Here is a 16089-nt window from a genome sequence, read left to right on the forward strand (position 1 = left end):
CCCTAGTTGAAAATTACGGCTTTACCTCCCGCCAAGTTGTTGTGCGAGCATGAAGCCCGAGCCCGCACCAGTGCCGGCGCCCGGCCATGTTGCCGCCCCGGTCAGATGCAGATTGCCGACCGGCGTGTTCCAGCCGGCGTAGCCGCGCGCCGGCCGGAACAGGAAATTCTGCGCCAGATGATGGCTGCCGCAGATCTGGTCGCCGCCGACAAGGTTGGGGTTCTCGCGTTCGAGGTCGATGGGCGAGAACACGGCGCGGCCGAGGATCTTCCGGCGAAGGCCGGGCGCATAGCGCTCGATAATGTCGAGGACGCGCTCGGCGTAGTGCTCCCTAGCCTCGTCCCAGTGAGCCGCCGCGATCGTGCCCGCCGCATCGCTCACAATCTCGGCCGGCAGCATGCGCACCTGCACCCACAGCACATGCTTGCCGTCCGGCGCACGCGAGGGATCGACCGCGGTCGGCTGACCGACGACCAGCACCGGTTCATCCGGCAGCATGCCGGACATCGCCTGCTGATAGGTTCGCGACATGGCATCAAGCGACGGCGACAGATGCACATAGGCGAACTGCCGAAGCTCGGCGCCGGCGCGCCAGTCCGGCAGATCGTCGAGCGCCAGATGGATCATCATCGTCCCCGGCGCATGGCGAAAGTTTTTCATGGCCGTGTCGAAAACGGCGTCGCGCGAACCGTCAGGCAACAGCTTCCCAGTCAGCGCCTTGGGCGCGACACTGGCGATGACGGCCCTGGTGGCGGTGTGGATCTCGCCGGAAGCGAGCCGCACGCCGGTCGCCTTGCCGGCGGACACCGTGATTTCGGCGACGTCAGCCCCAGTGACGATCTTGCCGCCGGCCGCCGTGAGCATGCCCGACAAAGCGCGGATGATGGTGTCGGCGCCGCCCTTGCCGAGCACCATGCCGAAGCACTGGTTGGCCATGGATTCGAGGTAAGGAAACACCGCGCCGCCGGCGATGTCGGGGGCGAAGTCGAGATGCATGCCCCAGGTGGCGAGCGTCGCCCTGACATGCGGCGACTGGAAAGTCTCCTCGAGCCACGCGCGGGGTGAGGAAAGCAGCAGCCGCCCGGTATCGAGCGCGCCGGCAAAACCCTTCTTGCGCCACAGGTTCCAGGCAGTGCCGGCGAGCGCTCGACCGCTCATCGGCGAGCCCAGCAGCCGGAACAGATGCTCGGCCTCGGCCGGGAATGCCGCAACCAAGCGGCGCCATGTGGCGACGTCGATTGCGGAGAAGGCGGCCATTCGTGCAGCGGTCGTTTCCAGATCGCTGCTGACACCGAACCAGCGGCCGTCGGGGAACGCACTGGCAAAACAGTCGGCCACCGGCACGAATTCCAGCCCGTGGGTTTTCAATTCATTTGCATATTTCTTGTGAAAGGCCGAGCCGGCAAAAAGGCTCAGATTCATCGCGCCGAAATCGTGCCGGAAACCCGGCAGCGTGAATTCACGCGTCTGGACGGCGCCGCCAATCGTTGCATCGCGCTCGAAAACGGCAGTTTTCCAGCCTTTGAGCGCCAGATGCGCGGCGCATGCCAGACTGTTGTGGCCTGCCCCGACAAATATGGCGTCGAACTCGCTCACATCCCACCCAACCCATTTCCTTTATGCTTAAAGATAATTGCAGATGCATATGTTTTCGTCTAGTAGGATATTAAGGGCCGCAACGAGCCTTCAGAGCCATCCAAGAAGAGGGAACACAGACCATGGATACGCAACAACTCCTCGGCGAAGTCGCCGGCCAGCTTCTTTCAGGCGCCATCCAGGTGGTCGACCTGACGGCGCCGCTCGGGCCGGACACACCGCTGATCAAGCTGCCGCCGGAACTGGCGGTAGACACGCCGAAGATCGAGATCCACGCCATCTCCGCCTATGACAAGAACGGACCTTGGTGGGCGTGGAACTGGCTCAAACTCGGCGAGCATTCAGGCACGCATTTTGATGCGCCCAATCACTGGATCACCGGTAAGGATTATCCGGACGGCGCCACCGACACCATTCCGGCGCAGAATTTTGTCGGACCCGTCAATGTCATCGACTGTTCGAAGGAAGCGGCCGCCGATCACGATTTCCTGCTCGCCGTCGATCACATCAAGGCATGGGAAGCCGAACATGGCGTTATCAACGCGGGCGAGTGGGTGGTGATGCGCACCGACTGGTATAAGCGCAACGGCTCGGAAGCCGAGTTCCTCAACGCCAATGAGACCGGTCCTCACACGCCCGGCCCGACCGCGGAAGCCATCCAGTATCTGATCGGCAAGGACATCAAGGGCTGGGGCAGCGAGACGATCGGCACCGATGCCGGCAAGGCCGGCGGCATGGAGCCGCCATTCCCGGCGCACAGCCTGATGCACAAGGCCAATCGCTACGGCCTCGCCAGCCTGTGCAACCTCGACCGGCTGCCGCCGAAAGGCGCGATCCTGATCGCCGCACCACTCAAAATCGAGCACGGCACCGGCAGCCCGATCCGCGCGTTGGCGTTGGTGCCAAGGCAATAGGGTAGCTGCGGTCTTCGGGAGAAGATCATGTGCGCAGGCAGCGTTGTAGTGACGAATTGGGAGCGGCAGCCTTGCAAAGCTGGGGCTCTACGGCGCCCCCCTCTGTCCTGCCGGACATCTCCCCCACTTGGGGGGAGATTGGCAGTTTCGGCGCCCCGCTCATTCCTGCGACGTTGGAGAGTGGCGAAGGCCGCGGTGACAGCCGATCTCCCCCCAAGTGGGGGAGATGTCCGGCAGGACAGAGGGGGGCGCGAAGGAACGCCAACCCGCGCAAATGAATTCCACCTTCCGCTCACCGGGAGCACGCATCGATGAGCGCTCCTGATCACATCATCGTCGGCAGCGGCATCAACGCGCTGGTCTGCGCCGCGATGCTTGGCGGCAAGGGGGCGAAGGTGCTGGTGCTCGAGCGCAACGACCGCATCGGCGGCTGCATGCGCACAGAAGAAATCACCGCGCCCGGCTTCATCCACGACGTGATGGCGACGACCTTCGTTCTGTTCATCACCTCGCCGGCCTATGCGGCGCTGGGCAAGGATCTGGCGCGGCACGGCCTGGAGTTTTGCAACACCGTCACGCCCAGCGGCGTGCTGCGTCCGGATGGCAGCCATGCCATCCTGCGCACCGATCGCGCCGCCAATGTCGCGGCGGCCAATGCGCTTGCCGCGGGCGACGGCGACCGGCACGGCAGCGATGTCGGCGAGATCGAGCGCAATGCCGGCCTCCTGTTCGGGCTGCTCGGCGGCAGCCTGTGGTCTTACCCGACGGCAAAGCTGCTGGCGGGCGAGGCATGGCGGCGCGGCCCGCGTGGCCTTGCCGCCTTTGTCGGCGACGCGCTGGTGCCGGCGCGCGGCTGGCTGGAAAGCACCTACCAGTCGGAAACCATGCGCGCGCTGTGGGCGCCCTGGGTGCTGCATGCCGGCCTCGGGCCTGAAGATGCGTTTTCGGGACAGATCGCCAAGGTCATCGCCTTCGCGCTTGAGGCGGCCGGCGCGCCGATCGTCAAGGGCGGTGCCAGGAACCTGCTGTCCGCCTTCGAAGCCCTGATCAGGGAACGTGGCGGCGAAATCCGCACCGGCGCCGACGTCGCGGCCATCGTCCAGAGCGGAGGCCGTGCAACCGGCGTGCGGCTGGCTTCCGGCGAGATCGTGACCGCCAAGAAGAGCGTGATCTGCTCGGTCACGCCGACCCAGCTTTACGACCGGCTGCTCGGCAGGGATGCTGCAAAGGACGACGCCGAAGCAGCGCAAAAATACCTCTACGGCAAGGGCAATTTCCAGATCCACTATGCCTTGGACAAGCCGCCGGCATGGCGCGGCGAGGGCCTGGACAAGGTCGCGCTGCTGCATCTGACACCCGGGCTCGACGGCGTGTCGAAGGCCTGCAACGAGGCCGTGCGCGGTATGTTGCCGGAGGTGCCGACCATCTGCGTTGGCCAGCCGCATGCGCTCGACCCGTCGCGCTGTCCGGACGGCAAGGCGATCCTGTGGCTGCAATTGCCCGAGGCGCCACGGCATATCAAGGGCGATGCCGCCGGCAAACTGCAGACACCAGCGGACGGCCGCTGGACCGAGGCGCTGCGCGAAGCCTATGCCGACCGCGCCGAAGCGATCCTCGCCAGTCATATCGAAGGATTCAAGGACAGCGTCATCGCACGCCGCGCCTATTCGCCGGCCGATTTGGGAGCGATGAACATCAACTTGGTCGGCGGCGATCCCTATGGCGGCTCCTCGGCTATCGACCAGTCGTTCCTGTGGCGGCCGTTCAAGACGAGCCGCAATCACGATACCGGCGTCAAGGGCCTCTACCATATCGGCGCCTCGACCCATCCGGGTGCTGGCTTGGGTGGCGGCTCCGGCTTCCTCCTGGCGGGGAGGCTGTGATGGAACAGAAGGTTGTGCGCCAGCGCATCTCGACACTGGGCCAGATCGGCCTGCAGCAATTCGCGCCCTATCTGATGAACCGCATCATGGGCCGCTACAATGCCACCTTGCGAGATAATTTCCGCAAGCAGGGCCTGACCATTCCGCAGGTGAGGACGCTGGCCGTCCTGTCGGTCACCGATGGCGTCACCGTCAACGATCTGTCGGTCTATACCGTCATCGAGCAGTCGACCTTGAGCCGTACGCTCGACACGCTGGAGGGACAAGGGTTTGTGCGGCGCGAGCAGGGGGTTACCGACAGCCGTATCCGCCATGTGTTCCTGACCGACGATGGCCGCGCCGAATTCGCGCGCGCCTGGCCGGCCATGCACGACGCTTTCGAGACGATGTTCGACGACATCGACGATGCCGAATACGCGGCGCTGATCGCGACGCTGCAAAAGATGCTGAAGAACATTCGCAAGCACGACATCTGATCTTACGCGCCGCCAGATTCCTGGCGGCAACGGAAGGAGCCCAAAATGGCCGAACGGTCTTTTGCCAAGGAAGTCGAAAAGCTCAGACTCGGCGCCGGCGAGGAGTTTTCCGGCGAGGGCATTCTGGCCATCACCAAGGCGCTGCTGCAATGCGGCGTCGGTTATGTCGGCGGCTATCAGGGCGCGCCGATCAGCCATTTGATGGACGTGCTGGCCGACGCGCAGGATATCCTGGGCGAGCTTGGCGTGCATTTCGAGGCAAGCGCCTCGGAAGCCACCGCGACCGCCATGCTGGCGGCATCGGTGCACTATCCGATCCGCGGCGCGGCGACCTTCAAGTCGACGGTCGGCACCAATGTCGCGTCCGACGCGCTGGCCAACCTGGCGTCCGGCGGCGTCACCGGCGGCGCACTGATCATCGTCGGCGAGGATTACGGCGAAGGATCGTCGATCATGCAGGAGCGCAGCCACGCCTTCGCCATGAAAAGCCAGGTCTGGCTGCTCGACCCGCGACCGAACCTGCCGTCGATCGTCAAGGCGGTAGAGGACGGCTTCGAGCTGTCCGAGGTTTCCAACACGCCGGTCATGCTGCAGGTGCGCATCCGCTGCTGCCATGTGCACGGCCATTTCATCGCCAAGGATAACAAGCGCCCGGCGATGACGGTCGCCGATGCGCTCGAGGCGCCGCGCCGCGACACCGGCCGCATCGTGCTGCCGCCCGCGTCCTTCCTGCACGAGAAGGAAAAGGTGCAGAAACGCTGGCCGGCGGCGGTGGATTTCATCCGCGACAACAAGATCAACGAGTTCTTCGGCCCGGAGCACGGCGCGGTCGGCATCGTCATGCAGGGCGGCATGTACAATTCCGTCATCCGGGCGCTGCAGCGGCTCGGCCTCGCCGACACCTATGGCGACACCGACGTGCCGCTCTATGTGCTGAACGCCGTCTACCCGCTGGTCGATGACGAGTTTCTGTCCTTCTGCGAAGGCAAGGACGCCGTCCTCGTCGTCGAGGAAGGCCAGCCCAATTACATCGAGCAAGCCTTTGCCGCGATGCTGCACAAGGCCGGGCGCGGCACCAAGCTCGTCGGCAAGGAACATCTGCCTATGGCCGGCGAATACACCGGCCAGGTGATGCTCGACGGCATCGGATCGTTCCTGCGCGCCACCATCCCGCATCTGCTGCCAAGCGAGGTCCGCGCCCCGAACAAGATCGGCGACGGGCTCGATACGGCCGACCTGATCAATGTCGTCCCGGGCCGTCCGCCCGGCTTCTGCGTCGGCTGCCCGGAACGGCCGATCTTCGCCGCCACCAAGCTGGTCGAGCAGGAACTGGGCAAGCACCACATCGCCTCCGACATAGGCTGCCACCTGTTCTCGATCATGCCGCCTTTCGAGCTGGGCGCCACCACCATGGGCTACGGATTGGGGCCGGCTTCCGCCTCGGCGTTCAATGCGCCCGATGCCAGGCGCCGCTCGATCTCCTTCGTCGGCGATGGCGGCTTCTGGCACAACGGCCTGACCTCATCGATCGGCAATGCGGTGTTCAACAAGAATGACGGCGTCATCGTCATCGTCGACAATTTCTATTCGGCCGCGACCGGAGGGCAGGACATCCTGTCGTCCCGCGCCGGCAACAAGACGAAGTCGACCAAGCATCCGATCACCGAGGCGGTGAAGGGGATGGGCGTCAAATGGCTGCGCCACATCGACCGCACCTACGACGTAACCAAGATGCAAGACGCGCTGCGCGAAGCGCTGACGACGGACGAAAAGGGCCCAAAAGTCATCGTCGCCTCGTCCGAATGCATGCTCAACCGGCAGCGCCGCGAAAAGCCTCTGGTCGACAAGGCGATCAAGGGCGGTAAGCGGACGGTCAAGCCGAAATTCGGCGTCGACGAGGATATCTGCACTGGCGATCACGCCTGTATGCGGCTTTCCGGCTGCCCGTCGCTATCGGTGAAGTCGCTGGACGACCCGCTGCGCGACGATCCGGTGGCGCATATCGACGAGAGCTGCGTCGGCTGTGGCAATTGCGGCGAGGTTGCCGACGCGGCGGTGCTCTGCCCGTCCTTTTACCGCGCCGACGTGGTGCACAATCCGAGCCGCCGGGACCGTTTCCTGGAAGCGGCGCGCCGCGCCATGATCGGCCTCTTGCAGCGGCGCCGTGAAAGCCGGCGCCTGACATTCGCCGATGCTTGACGCTGTCCCATCAGCCCGTTCCAAGGCCGGCGCGCCGGACGACGAGCGCGTCATCAAGCTTGCCGTGCTGGCGGTCGGCGGCCAGGGCGGCGGCGTGCTGGCCGACTGGATCACCGACGTTGCCGAGCGCAACGGCTATGTCGCGCAATCGACCTCGGTCGCCGGCGTCGCCCAGCGCACCGGCGCCACCATCTATTACGTCGAGATGTGCCGCGACAGCGGCCGGCTGCCGGTCTTCGCGCTGTCGCCGTCGCAGGGCGACGTCGATATATTGATCGCCGCCGAACTGATGGAGGCCGGCCGCGCCATCATCCGCGGCTTCGTCACGCCGGAGCGCACGACACTGATCGCCTCGTCGCACCGCATCGCAGCTGTCTCGGAAAAGATCGAGCCTGGCGACGGCCGCGCCTCGTCCGCCAAGGTGCATGCCACGGCGGAAGCCGCGGCCAAGCGCTTCATCGCCTTCGACATGGAGAAGATCGCCGCCGACAACGGCTCGATGATCTCGGCCAGCCTGCTCGGCGCGCTGGCCGGCTCCGATGCCTTGCCGTTCACACGCGAGAGCTACGAGCAGGCGGTCAGTGCCGGCGGCCGCGGTGTGAAGGCCAGCCTCGCCGCCTTCGGCGCCTCCTACGATCGGGCGCGCGGCATCGCGAGTGCGCCTTCGGGCGATAAGACGGCACAGCCGGCAGCCGCTGAAACTGGCTCGGGCGCGGCGACAAAAGTCAGCGGCCCGCAAAGTCTCTTGCGAGGCTGGCAGCACCTGGCCGCCCGGGTCGATGCTTTGCCGGCTCCTGTCCGCGACATGGCGATGCGCGGTCTGAAAAAGGTTGTCGACTATCAGGACATCGCCTATGGCGGCGAGTATCTCGACCGGCTAGACCGGGCCGTCGTCCTGGACAATGCCGAACATGACTACGCGCTGTCGATCGCCGCCGCCAAGCATCTGGCCAATGCGATGTGCTACGACGACATGATCCGCGTCGCCGACCTCAAGACGCGCTCGAGCCGCGACCGACGCGTACGCCGCGAGGTCGGCGTCAAGGACGGCTCGGTCCTGCAGGTGACCGAATATTTCCATCCGCGCATTGAGGAATTCTGCGGCACGCTGCCGGCCGGGCTCGGCAGCTACATCGAAAGCCGGCCGAAGCTCGCCGCCTTCCTCGACCGCCGCATCAATCGCGGCCGCCACATCCGCACCGACAGTTTTGCCGGCTTTGCCGCATTGTGGTTCATCGGCGGCCTGCGCCGCTGGCGCCGCCGCCTGCTGCGCCACAAGATCGAGACCGCGCATCTCGAGCGCTGGTATGCGCTGGCGCTCGGCCAAGTCGGCCAGGACTACGCGCTTGGCACGGAGATCCTCAACTGCCGCCGGCTGATCAAAGGCTACAGCGATACCCATGCCCGCGCGCAGTCGAAATTCGACCGGGTGCTGTCGGCGCTCGACCTGCTCAAGGGCCGCCCGGACGCCGCCGACTGGATCAGACGCCTGCGCGAAGCGGCGCTGAAGGACGAAAAGGGCGACATGCTCGACGGCGCGCTGAAAACCGTGGCGTCGCTGGGCGACACCTCGCCGAGCTGAGGCGCTCGTTCAACCCCGGCTGCAACTCAGTCTGCGTCCATGTCGCCTTCGACGCGGCAGTCTGCAGGGCAATTCTGAGGCCAATGATCTCGGCGATCGCAGCCTCCAGCACCAGGACGATCGTTTCCTTTGCCACATCATCGAAATTTTCGGCGACATAGCTCAGGTCGCTTAGGACATCGTCTTCCTCTTCGTGATTTTCTCCCTCTGTTGAACGTCAGGCCGGAACGGCCGACGATGAGATAGGCTTTGGGCTGGATCGATGGAACGCGCTTCTTTCACGCTATCATCACGGAAGTGAGGCTATCCAGCCCGCTTCGCTAGGTCTTGCCGCCGCCTTGGTTGTCTGCCTGTTTTGTAGTCCTCATGCCTAGGGCGGCAGCAAACATATCGGCTCCGGGACAAATAACGCCCGCTTCCGAGGGGTGATTTGCCAAATCGCCGCGGTCATGTGAGGTCATGTGAAATGAGCGTGTTGCACTCATTGCCTACTGTTGTACCTTCAATGTTCTGGAGGCGCGGGTTTGATGCTGCTTGAGCGAGAGGATCCACTTGGAGCTTTGTTGGCCGCGGCCGAGAGAGCTGCTGCCGGACATGGCGGGACCGTGCTGGTGCATGGCGAGGCGGGCCTAGGCAAGACCTCTCTGCTGCGCGAATTCGCGGAAAACGCCGACCGGGACTGCCGGGTGCTGTGGGGCTGGTGCGAGGCGCTCTTCACGCCGCGTCCATTGGGCCCTCTCCAGGACATGGCGCACTTGCTCGACCCGCGCGTGGCAGCGCTGCTTGAGGAGACCGCAGCCCCGGAGCGGCTTTTCCCGGCATTGCTGAACGCGCTGCAGCGCGCCAAGGGCACGACCGTGCTCATCTTCGAGGACATGCATTGGGCGGATAATGCGACGCTCGACCTCGTAAGATATCTCGGTCGCCGCGTCTCCCTGCTCCGCACCATGCTGGTGCTCAGCATGCGCAGAGAGGACTTGAACGCCGATCACCCGCTGACCCACGTGCTCGGCGATCTTCCCGCCGCCTCCGTACGCCGCGTGACGCTTAAACCGCTGTCTCCCCAGGCGGTTACGATGCTGGCCGAACAGGCCGGCCGTTCCGCCGACGGGCTTTACCGCATTACTGAGGGCAATCCCTTCTTCGTTACCGAGCTCCTGTCCAGCAGCGAGACCGAATCGGCGCGCGTGCCCGATTCCATACGCGATGCGGTGTGGTCCCGCCTGTCGCGCCTGACGCCTGGAGAGCGCGACGTGCTGGAGGTCATGAGCATCATGCCGGGCAGCGTTGAGCCGTGGCTGATCCGGGCCCTTCTCGGGGACGAAACCGAAGCGCTCGTGGATCGATGCGTCGACCGTGGATTGCTGCGGCGGGACGATCAGGGCGCGCTGACATTTCGCCACGAGCTTGCCAGGGAAGCGACGCTCGACCGGCTCTCCCCCTCTCTGCAACGTTTGCTTCATTCCAAGGTCGAAGCGGCTCTCTCGGAAGTTCCGGCGTCGCAGGCAAGCGCTCTGCTTTCGCGCCGCGTCCATCACGCCGGCGGCGCCGACAATGGCGAACGCGTGCTCGAACTCGCGCCGCTTGCCGCCAGGCAGGCCGCCCGCCTGGGCGCGCACCGGGAGGCGGCCTCGCATCTGGCGACCGCACTCAGATATGTCGACCAAGCCCCGCCGGAACTGGCCGCGCAGTTGCACGAGGACTGGGCCTACGAGGCCGGCCTGGCGCTGCTTGTCTATGACGCCATCATCGAGGCCCGGCATCGCGCCATCGCTATCTGGCGGCAGCTGGACCGGGTCGACAAGATAGGGCTCAATTTGCGCTGGCTGTCGCGGCTGCACTGGCGGCGCGGCGAAGGTCCGCAGGCGGAAGAGTATGCGGACCAGGCCGTGCATGAAGTGGAAAGCCTGCCGCCGGGTCCCGAAGTGGCAATGGCCTACAGCACACGCTCGCAGCTCCACATGCTGCACTATCGTTTCGACGAGGCGATCGAATGGGGCGAGCGCGCGATCAGCCTGGCCGATCGGCTGGGTGAGGTCGAGACGCGCGTTCACGCCCTCAACAATGTCGGCACCGCGCTCATGTTCGCCGACCGTCCCGGCGGCCGTGAGCGGCTGGAGGAAAGCCTTGCCCTGGCGCTCGAGCACGGGCTCCACGACCATGCGGCGCGGGCCTATACGAACTTTGCGGAATGCGCGGTGGTGGCCAAGGACTTCGAGCTGGCGGAGCGGCTGCTGGCCGAAGGCATCGCATTCTGCACCAGGCACGACCTCGATTCGGCGGCGCAATACCTGCTCGGCCGGCAGGCGCAGCTTTGCATGGAACAGGGCCGGTTTCGCGAGGCCGCAACCATCGCTCAGGGCGTCATGAATGTGGAGCGCCTGCCGATGGTGATGCACTTGCCGGCGCTCACCGTGCTTGGCACGGTCCGCGTAAGGCTGGGCGAGACCGACGGCGTCGACCTTTTGCAGCGGGCCCTTGCGGAGGGGCAGACGACCGGCGAGCCGCAGCGTATCGTCCCGGTTCGCCTGGCGCTGACGGAGGCGGCCTGGCTTGCCGAGGATATCGGCGCCGGCCACGCGCAGCTTACCGAGCTGGCGGCCATGAACCTCGACAATTTCCGCCCCAGGGACCTTGGCGAATTGTCGGTCTGGTGGCGTCGATGCGGAATGCCCGGATCGCTGCCGGCGCTATCGGCGCCCATACCGTCGCCCTGGTCCGCCGAGCTTGTCGGCGACCCGCAGGCCGCCGCGGCGGAGTGGACGCGTTTCTCGCTGCCCTACGAGGCAGCACTTGCCCTCATGCAGGTTCGTGGGGCGGATGCCGGAACGGCGCTCGCTCGCGCCGTGGCGATGCTGGACGAGATCGACGCGCCCGCGGCCGCAGCGCTGGCGCGCAAGCTCGCGCAGCGTCAGGGCCTGTCAGGCCTGCTGCCGAAGGTGCAGCGCGGACCCTATGCGGCGGCCCGTCGCCATCCGCTCGGCCTGACACAGCACGAGCAGAAGGTGCTCGCCCTGATCGCCCAGGGCATCAGCAACAAGGAAGTCGCGCGACATTTGTCGCGCTCGCCCCGCACGATCGAGCATCACGTCTCCTCGCTGCTCGGCAAGCTCAACGCCGCAAACCGTATGGAAATCCTCCTGCGGCTGCGCGGCGAGCCGTGGCTCCTGACGGGCACCCATCCGTTGGAACCGCACCAGACGGGACCATGATTCCAGCCGATTCTGTCGGGATGGAACAGGCTCTGGGTAGTTCCCGCAGCAAAATTTCCGCGAAAACTGGGAAATCGACCGCCTAAAAATGGGTGGCGGTACCGATTTGCATGCCCGCGGCTCCGCGTAGGTTTCTGCTCGCAGCGTGGATGGACCTCCCAACACCACGACGCCTTCACGATCCGGGGGAGAAGGCGGGCAACGGCGGCGGTGCGGGGAACCGCCGCCGGCGTCCGGCGGCTGGGGCGCGACGGGAATTCCTCGCCGCTCTGTGATCGACGCAACGAACGGGAGGGCTGCAATGTCAAATTCGCTTCTGCCGTCGACGGCCATGCTGCAATTCCTGGCGGCATATACGGTGATCATGATCACGCCAGGCCCGATCGGGCTCGCGACCGGCAGCCTTGCCTCCCTGCACGGCTTTGGCAGGACGATTCCGCTCGTGGCCGGGATCGGCGCCGGAACCGCCGTGCTGGCGGTCCTGGTGGCGTTTGGCGCCGTTCATCTTTCCGGGTCGCTGTCGGTGCCGGCGGTCAAGATCGCCGGTGCGGCGGTCCTTGGCTGGATGGCCCTGCGCATCGCCAGAACGGCGCCGCCGGCCGCGGGCGACGAGCCTCAGAGACGGCAGGCCGGATTGTTTGCCGGCGGGTTTCTCATCAGCATTCTCTCGCCTGAAACCGCCACTTTCTTTGCCGTCGCCTTCATGGGGCTGATGCTGCCGATCCGGAATTCGAACGAGATGCTGATGGTCGCGGCCATCGTCGCCATCATCGACATAGGCTGGTACGGATTTCTGGCCGTCGCCCTTTCGCGTCCGGTCGTGCGCGCTGCCGCGATGCGGCATCATCGGGTCATCTGCCGGGCGGCGGGGGTCGTGCTGGCAATGCTCGCGCTCGTCTCGGCGGCGTCGGCCTTTCCACTCGGCTGAGCGCTGGTTGAAGGAGGCGCGCGGGATAGGTCGTTTGGTGCCGCTTGCGTGACTCGAACACGCGACCCCATCATTACGAATGATGTGCTCTACCAACTGAGCTAAAGCGGCCCGGGAAGCCGAGCTTCCAGGATGGGCTGGGTGATAGACGCAACCAGCGTTTAATTCAAGATGGTAGCGTTGAATTCAAGATGGCAGCCGCGAATTCAAGGACGAGGCTTGGCAAATCGTATCGGTCCTGGGCCGGGCGCAAGGGCAGCAGCCGCGCCGATCCGCCATAGGCCGTGCGACGCCGTTTCGCACGGCCGCCCCGACCGCCACGTTGCCGCCGTGACCGGAAAATCAGCGAAAAATGTTGATTCCTTTACCGAAAACCGCCGAAATGACCTTTGCACCCCTCGGCAAGGCAGAATGCGGCCGCTCGCTTGTTGATTGATTGGTCGCCTGCGGCTAACGATCATGACAATGTGAGTGAAATTGCAGAGGGAATTTGCTTGGACGCGATCGAAAAAGCGATCCGCAATGCCTTCGAGAAAGGCAATGCCGACGACCGGGCGTTTCGCGAGCGGGTCTATCGATCGGCTTTCGCGGCACTCGACCGTGCCCTGCAGGCCAATCCAAACGTCACCGTGGAGGTCGCCATCAAGCGCCGCAAGGCGGTCCAGGCCAAGATCACCGAAATCGAATCGGAATTCCTGCCGGCGGTTCCCGACGTCGCCGCGCCGACCGACAGTTTGGAGACAGCACCGGCGGTGGAGCCTCCAGCTGAAACCGAAACCGAAGCCGAGCCCGTGCCGTCGCCCGTCGTTGACGGTCCGGCGCAGCCGCCCGAATCCGATGCGCCTCGGTCGCGCGTCCTGCCGGTCGTCCCCGACATCATGCCCGATGCACCTGTTGCCGAAGTGCCGGTGATCGACATGGGGGCCTCGGCTCCGACCGAAGCCGACGTCGAAACCGACGATGCGGAAGTGACGCCCGACCGCGACGACCGGCGGGCGAGGCGGCGGCGCCTGCCTTTGACCGCGATCTTCCTCGGTGTGACGCTGCTCGCAGCCGCCGGCATCGGCCTTTATTTCGCCAACCAGACCGGCGTCTTCAAATCGGCAACCGAACTCGACACGGCGCCGCCGGAAGTGCCGCCAACGGTCGACGGCGACGATTTCACGCCGGATGACACCGCTTCGCCGCCAAAGCAGGGCGAGGAGGACCAGGCGCGCGACTGGATCAACGTGTTTTCGCCGGGCGACCCGACGCAGGTCAATGCGCCGTCGGACGCCAAGGCCGACGTTGTCCAGGACGAAAGCGGTTCCTTCCTGCGCATCCGCTCGGGCGCATCCGGCTCGGCCATCAGCTTCGACGTCGGGCAAGGCGTGCTGGAGAGGATCGCCGGCAAGCATGCCACATTCGACATCATCGCACGCTCCGAGGAGGGGCAGGAGACGCAGATTTCCGTCGACTGCAATTTCGGCGAACTCGGCGACTGTGGCCGCAAGCGCTATGCGGTCGGTCGCGAGCGCAATGAATATCTGTTCGACGTGCGCCTTCCCGACAAGCGTCCGGGCGCTGCCGGCACCATCGCCATCAATTCCGACTTCGACAAGCAGGGCAAGTCGGTCGACATCTACGAGATCCGCGTTTCAGTCCTTCCTTAAGTTAACTGTCGAGCAGCGCCTGCAGCGTCTCGATGCGGTCGGCTTCGGCCGCCGGCTTGTCCCAGCGCAATCGTGAAATGCGGGGGAAGCGCATGGCGACGCCCGATTTGTGCCGCGTCGAGCGGTTGAGCCCTTCGAATGCCACCTCCAGTACGAGGCCTTGTCTGCGGTCGGCACGCACTGAGCGCACCGGGCCAAAGCGCTCGATCGTGTTGTCGCGGACATATTTGTCGATCTGCCTCAGTTCTTCGTCGGTGAAGCCGAAATAGGCTTTTCCCACCGGCACCAGCTCTTCCGATCCTTCCGGCCCGGACCAGACGCCGAATGTATAATCGGAATAGAAGCTCGAGCGCTTGCCGTGGCCGCGCTGGGCATACATCAGTACGGCGTCGACCGTGTGCGGATCGCGCTTCCATTTGAACCAGGGGCCCTTCGGCCGCCCGGCCACATAAGGCGAATCCCAGCGCTTCAGCATGACGCCTTCGATGACCGGATGCAGCGGCTTGCGGCGCAATTCCTCCAGCGCCTGCCAGTTGGTGAATTCGACCAGCGGCGACAGATCGAAGCGGCTCGGATCGAGTGTCCTCACAAAGGCCTCGAGCCGGCCGCGCCGTTCGCGGAAGGGAAGTCCGCGCACATCCTCGTCGCCGATCTGCAGCGCATCGTAGCAGCGCATGAAGGCCGGGTATTGCTGCTGGATCTTGGGTGACACGCTCTTGCGGTTCAGCCGCTGCTGCAGGTCCGAGAACGTGCCCGTCGCCTGCCTGGGGTCTCCGACCAAAAGCTCGCCGTCGAGGGCGCCGGAAAAATCCATCGCCTCAGCAAGATCGGGAAAGGCGCCGGAGACATCGTCACCGGTGCGCGAATAGAGCCGGCGAATGCCGCCTTCGCAAACCGCCTGGACGCGGATGCCGTCCCATTTCCATTCGGCCGCGTAGTCGGCCGGGTCGAGCTTTTCGAGGTCGCCGTCACCGACGGCATTCGACAGCATCACCGGCCTGAACAGCGCCAGCGCCGTCTTCCTGGGTTTTTCCGCTTTACCCTCCAGCCAGGCGAACAGCGCGATATAGGGCGGCGTCAGGCCGTGCCAGAGTTCCTCGATTTCGGCGATTTCGACCCTGCCGAAATCAGCGAGCGCCTGCTTGGCCAGCCGCGCCGAGACGCCGATGCGCAGGCCGCCGGTGACCAGCTTTATGATGGCAAAGCGCGCCGAAGTGCTGGCGCTGTCGAGCAGCCGGGCCAGCACCTGAGGCCCGTCCGAACGGCTCGCCGCCTGCAGCTTCGCCACCACTTCGGCCAGCGTCGGCTCGTGGTTCGCAATGTCGACCGGCGCTTGCGGCCAGACCAGCGACACGGTCTCGGCCAGGTCGCCGACATAGTCGTAGGAATAGCCGAACAGCACCGGATCCATGCGCTCGACGACCAGCGTGCGCAGCATCGCCGGCTTGACCGCGGCGATGGACAGATCGCCGGTGATGGCCGCCAGCGCCAGCCCGCGGTCAGGATCCTCGACGCTGCGGAAATAATCGGTCAAAAGCGTCAGCTTGCCGTTGCGCGACGGCGTCAGCACCAGCCGGTCGAGAAGCTCGGCGAAGCGGTTCATGGGAGGAGCGCCAAGGGGGGAAGCTTGCGATCCTTCGCGCCCCC

Annotated in this window: 10 protein-coding genes and 1 tRNA gene; 8 read left to right on the forward strand and 3 right to left on the reverse strand. The window is 65.2% G+C overall.

Annotated features, from left to right (window positions below; genetic code table 11):
* Positions 1-21: 21 nt before the first annotated feature.
* Positions 22-1596 (reverse strand): phytoene desaturase family protein, encoded by a 1575-nt coding sequence (locus tag NKH01_RS12345; RefSeq protein ID WP_353020325.1) that lies wholly within the window; start codon positions 1594-1596, stop codon positions 22-24.
* A 122-nt stretch (positions 1597-1718) separates the two neighbouring features.
* Between NKH01_RS12345 and NKH01_RS12350 the strand changes: the two genes are divergently transcribed.
* The 7 genes from NKH01_RS12350 to NKH01_RS12380 all read left to right on the forward strand — a co-directional run bounded on the left by NKH01_RS12350 (position 1719) and on the right by NKH01_RS12380 (position 12790).
* Complete coding sequence (locus tag NKH01_RS12350) at positions 1719-2510, forward strand: cyclase family protein (RefSeq protein ID WP_352815801.1); 792 nt, start codon at positions 1719-1721, stop codon at positions 2508-2510.
* A 311-nt stretch (positions 2511-2821) separates the two neighbouring features.
* A complete protein-coding gene (locus NKH01_RS12355) occupies positions 2822-4393 on the forward strand; it encodes a phytoene desaturase family protein (RefSeq protein ID WP_352917996.1) in 1572 nt (523 codons plus the stop codon).
* Positions 4393-4869: a MarR family winged helix-turn-helix transcriptional regulator gene (locus NKH01_RS12360; RefSeq protein WP_023717860.1), complete on the forward strand. Its 477-nt coding sequence runs from the start codon at positions 4393-4395 to the stop codon at positions 4867-4869. The genes NKH01_RS12355 and NKH01_RS12360 overlap by 1 nt, the downstream gene beginning before the upstream one ends.
* A 45-nt stretch (positions 4870-4914) precedes the next feature.
* The gene (locus tag NKH01_RS12365; protein ID WP_353020327.1) at positions 4915-7068 is read left to right on the forward strand and encodes a thiamine pyrophosphate-dependent enzyme; all 2154 of its coding nucleotides are present in this window, start codon (positions 4915-4917) and stop codon (positions 7066-7068) included.
* Entirely contained in the window at positions 7061-8650 is a 1590-nt protein-coding gene (locus NKH01_RS12370) for an indolepyruvate oxidoreductase subunit beta family protein (protein ID WP_353020328.1), read from the forward strand. The genes NKH01_RS12365 and NKH01_RS12370 overlap by 8 nt, the downstream gene beginning before the upstream one ends.
* Before the next feature lie 527 nt (positions 8651-9177).
* Positions 9178-11862, forward strand: coding sequence for an ATP-binding protein (locus NKH01_RS12375; RefSeq protein WP_353020330.1), 2685 nt, complete (start codon positions 9178-9180; stop codon positions 11860-11862).
* A 301-nt stretch (positions 11863-12163) separates the two neighbouring features.
* Positions 12164-12790, forward strand: a complete 627-nt coding sequence (locus NKH01_RS12380) for a LysE family translocator (RefSeq protein WP_352815788.1) — start codon at positions 12164-12166, stop codon at positions 12788-12790.
* Positions 12791-12825: 35 nt separating this feature from the next.
* Here NKH01_RS12380 and NKH01_RS12385 read toward each other — a convergent pair.
* A tRNA-Thr gene (locus NKH01_RS12385) sits at positions 12826-12901 on the reverse strand.
* 383 nt (positions 12902-13284) lie between these two features.
* Between NKH01_RS12385 and NKH01_RS12390 the strand changes: the two genes are divergently transcribed.
* Positions 13285-14442 (forward strand): hypothetical protein, encoded by a 1158-nt coding sequence (locus NKH01_RS12390; protein WP_353020331.1) that lies wholly within the window; start codon positions 13285-13287, stop codon positions 14440-14442.
* Between the two features lies 1 nt (position 14443).
* On the opposite strand, the gene NKH01_RS12395 is transcribed toward NKH01_RS12390, so the two are convergent.
* Positions 14444-16045 (reverse strand): cisplatin damage response ATP-dependent DNA ligase, encoded by a 1602-nt coding sequence (locus tag NKH01_RS12395; protein WP_352548794.1) that lies wholly within the window; start codon positions 16043-16045, stop codon positions 14444-14446.
* Between the last annotated feature and the right edge of the window lie 44 nt (positions 16046-16089).

Origin of the sequence: Mesorhizobium sp. M1403, assembly GCF_040317695.1 — a bacterium.
In the GTDB taxonomy this organism is placed as follows: Bacteria; Pseudomonadota; Alphaproteobacteria; order Rhizobiales; family Rhizobiaceae; genus Mesorhizobium.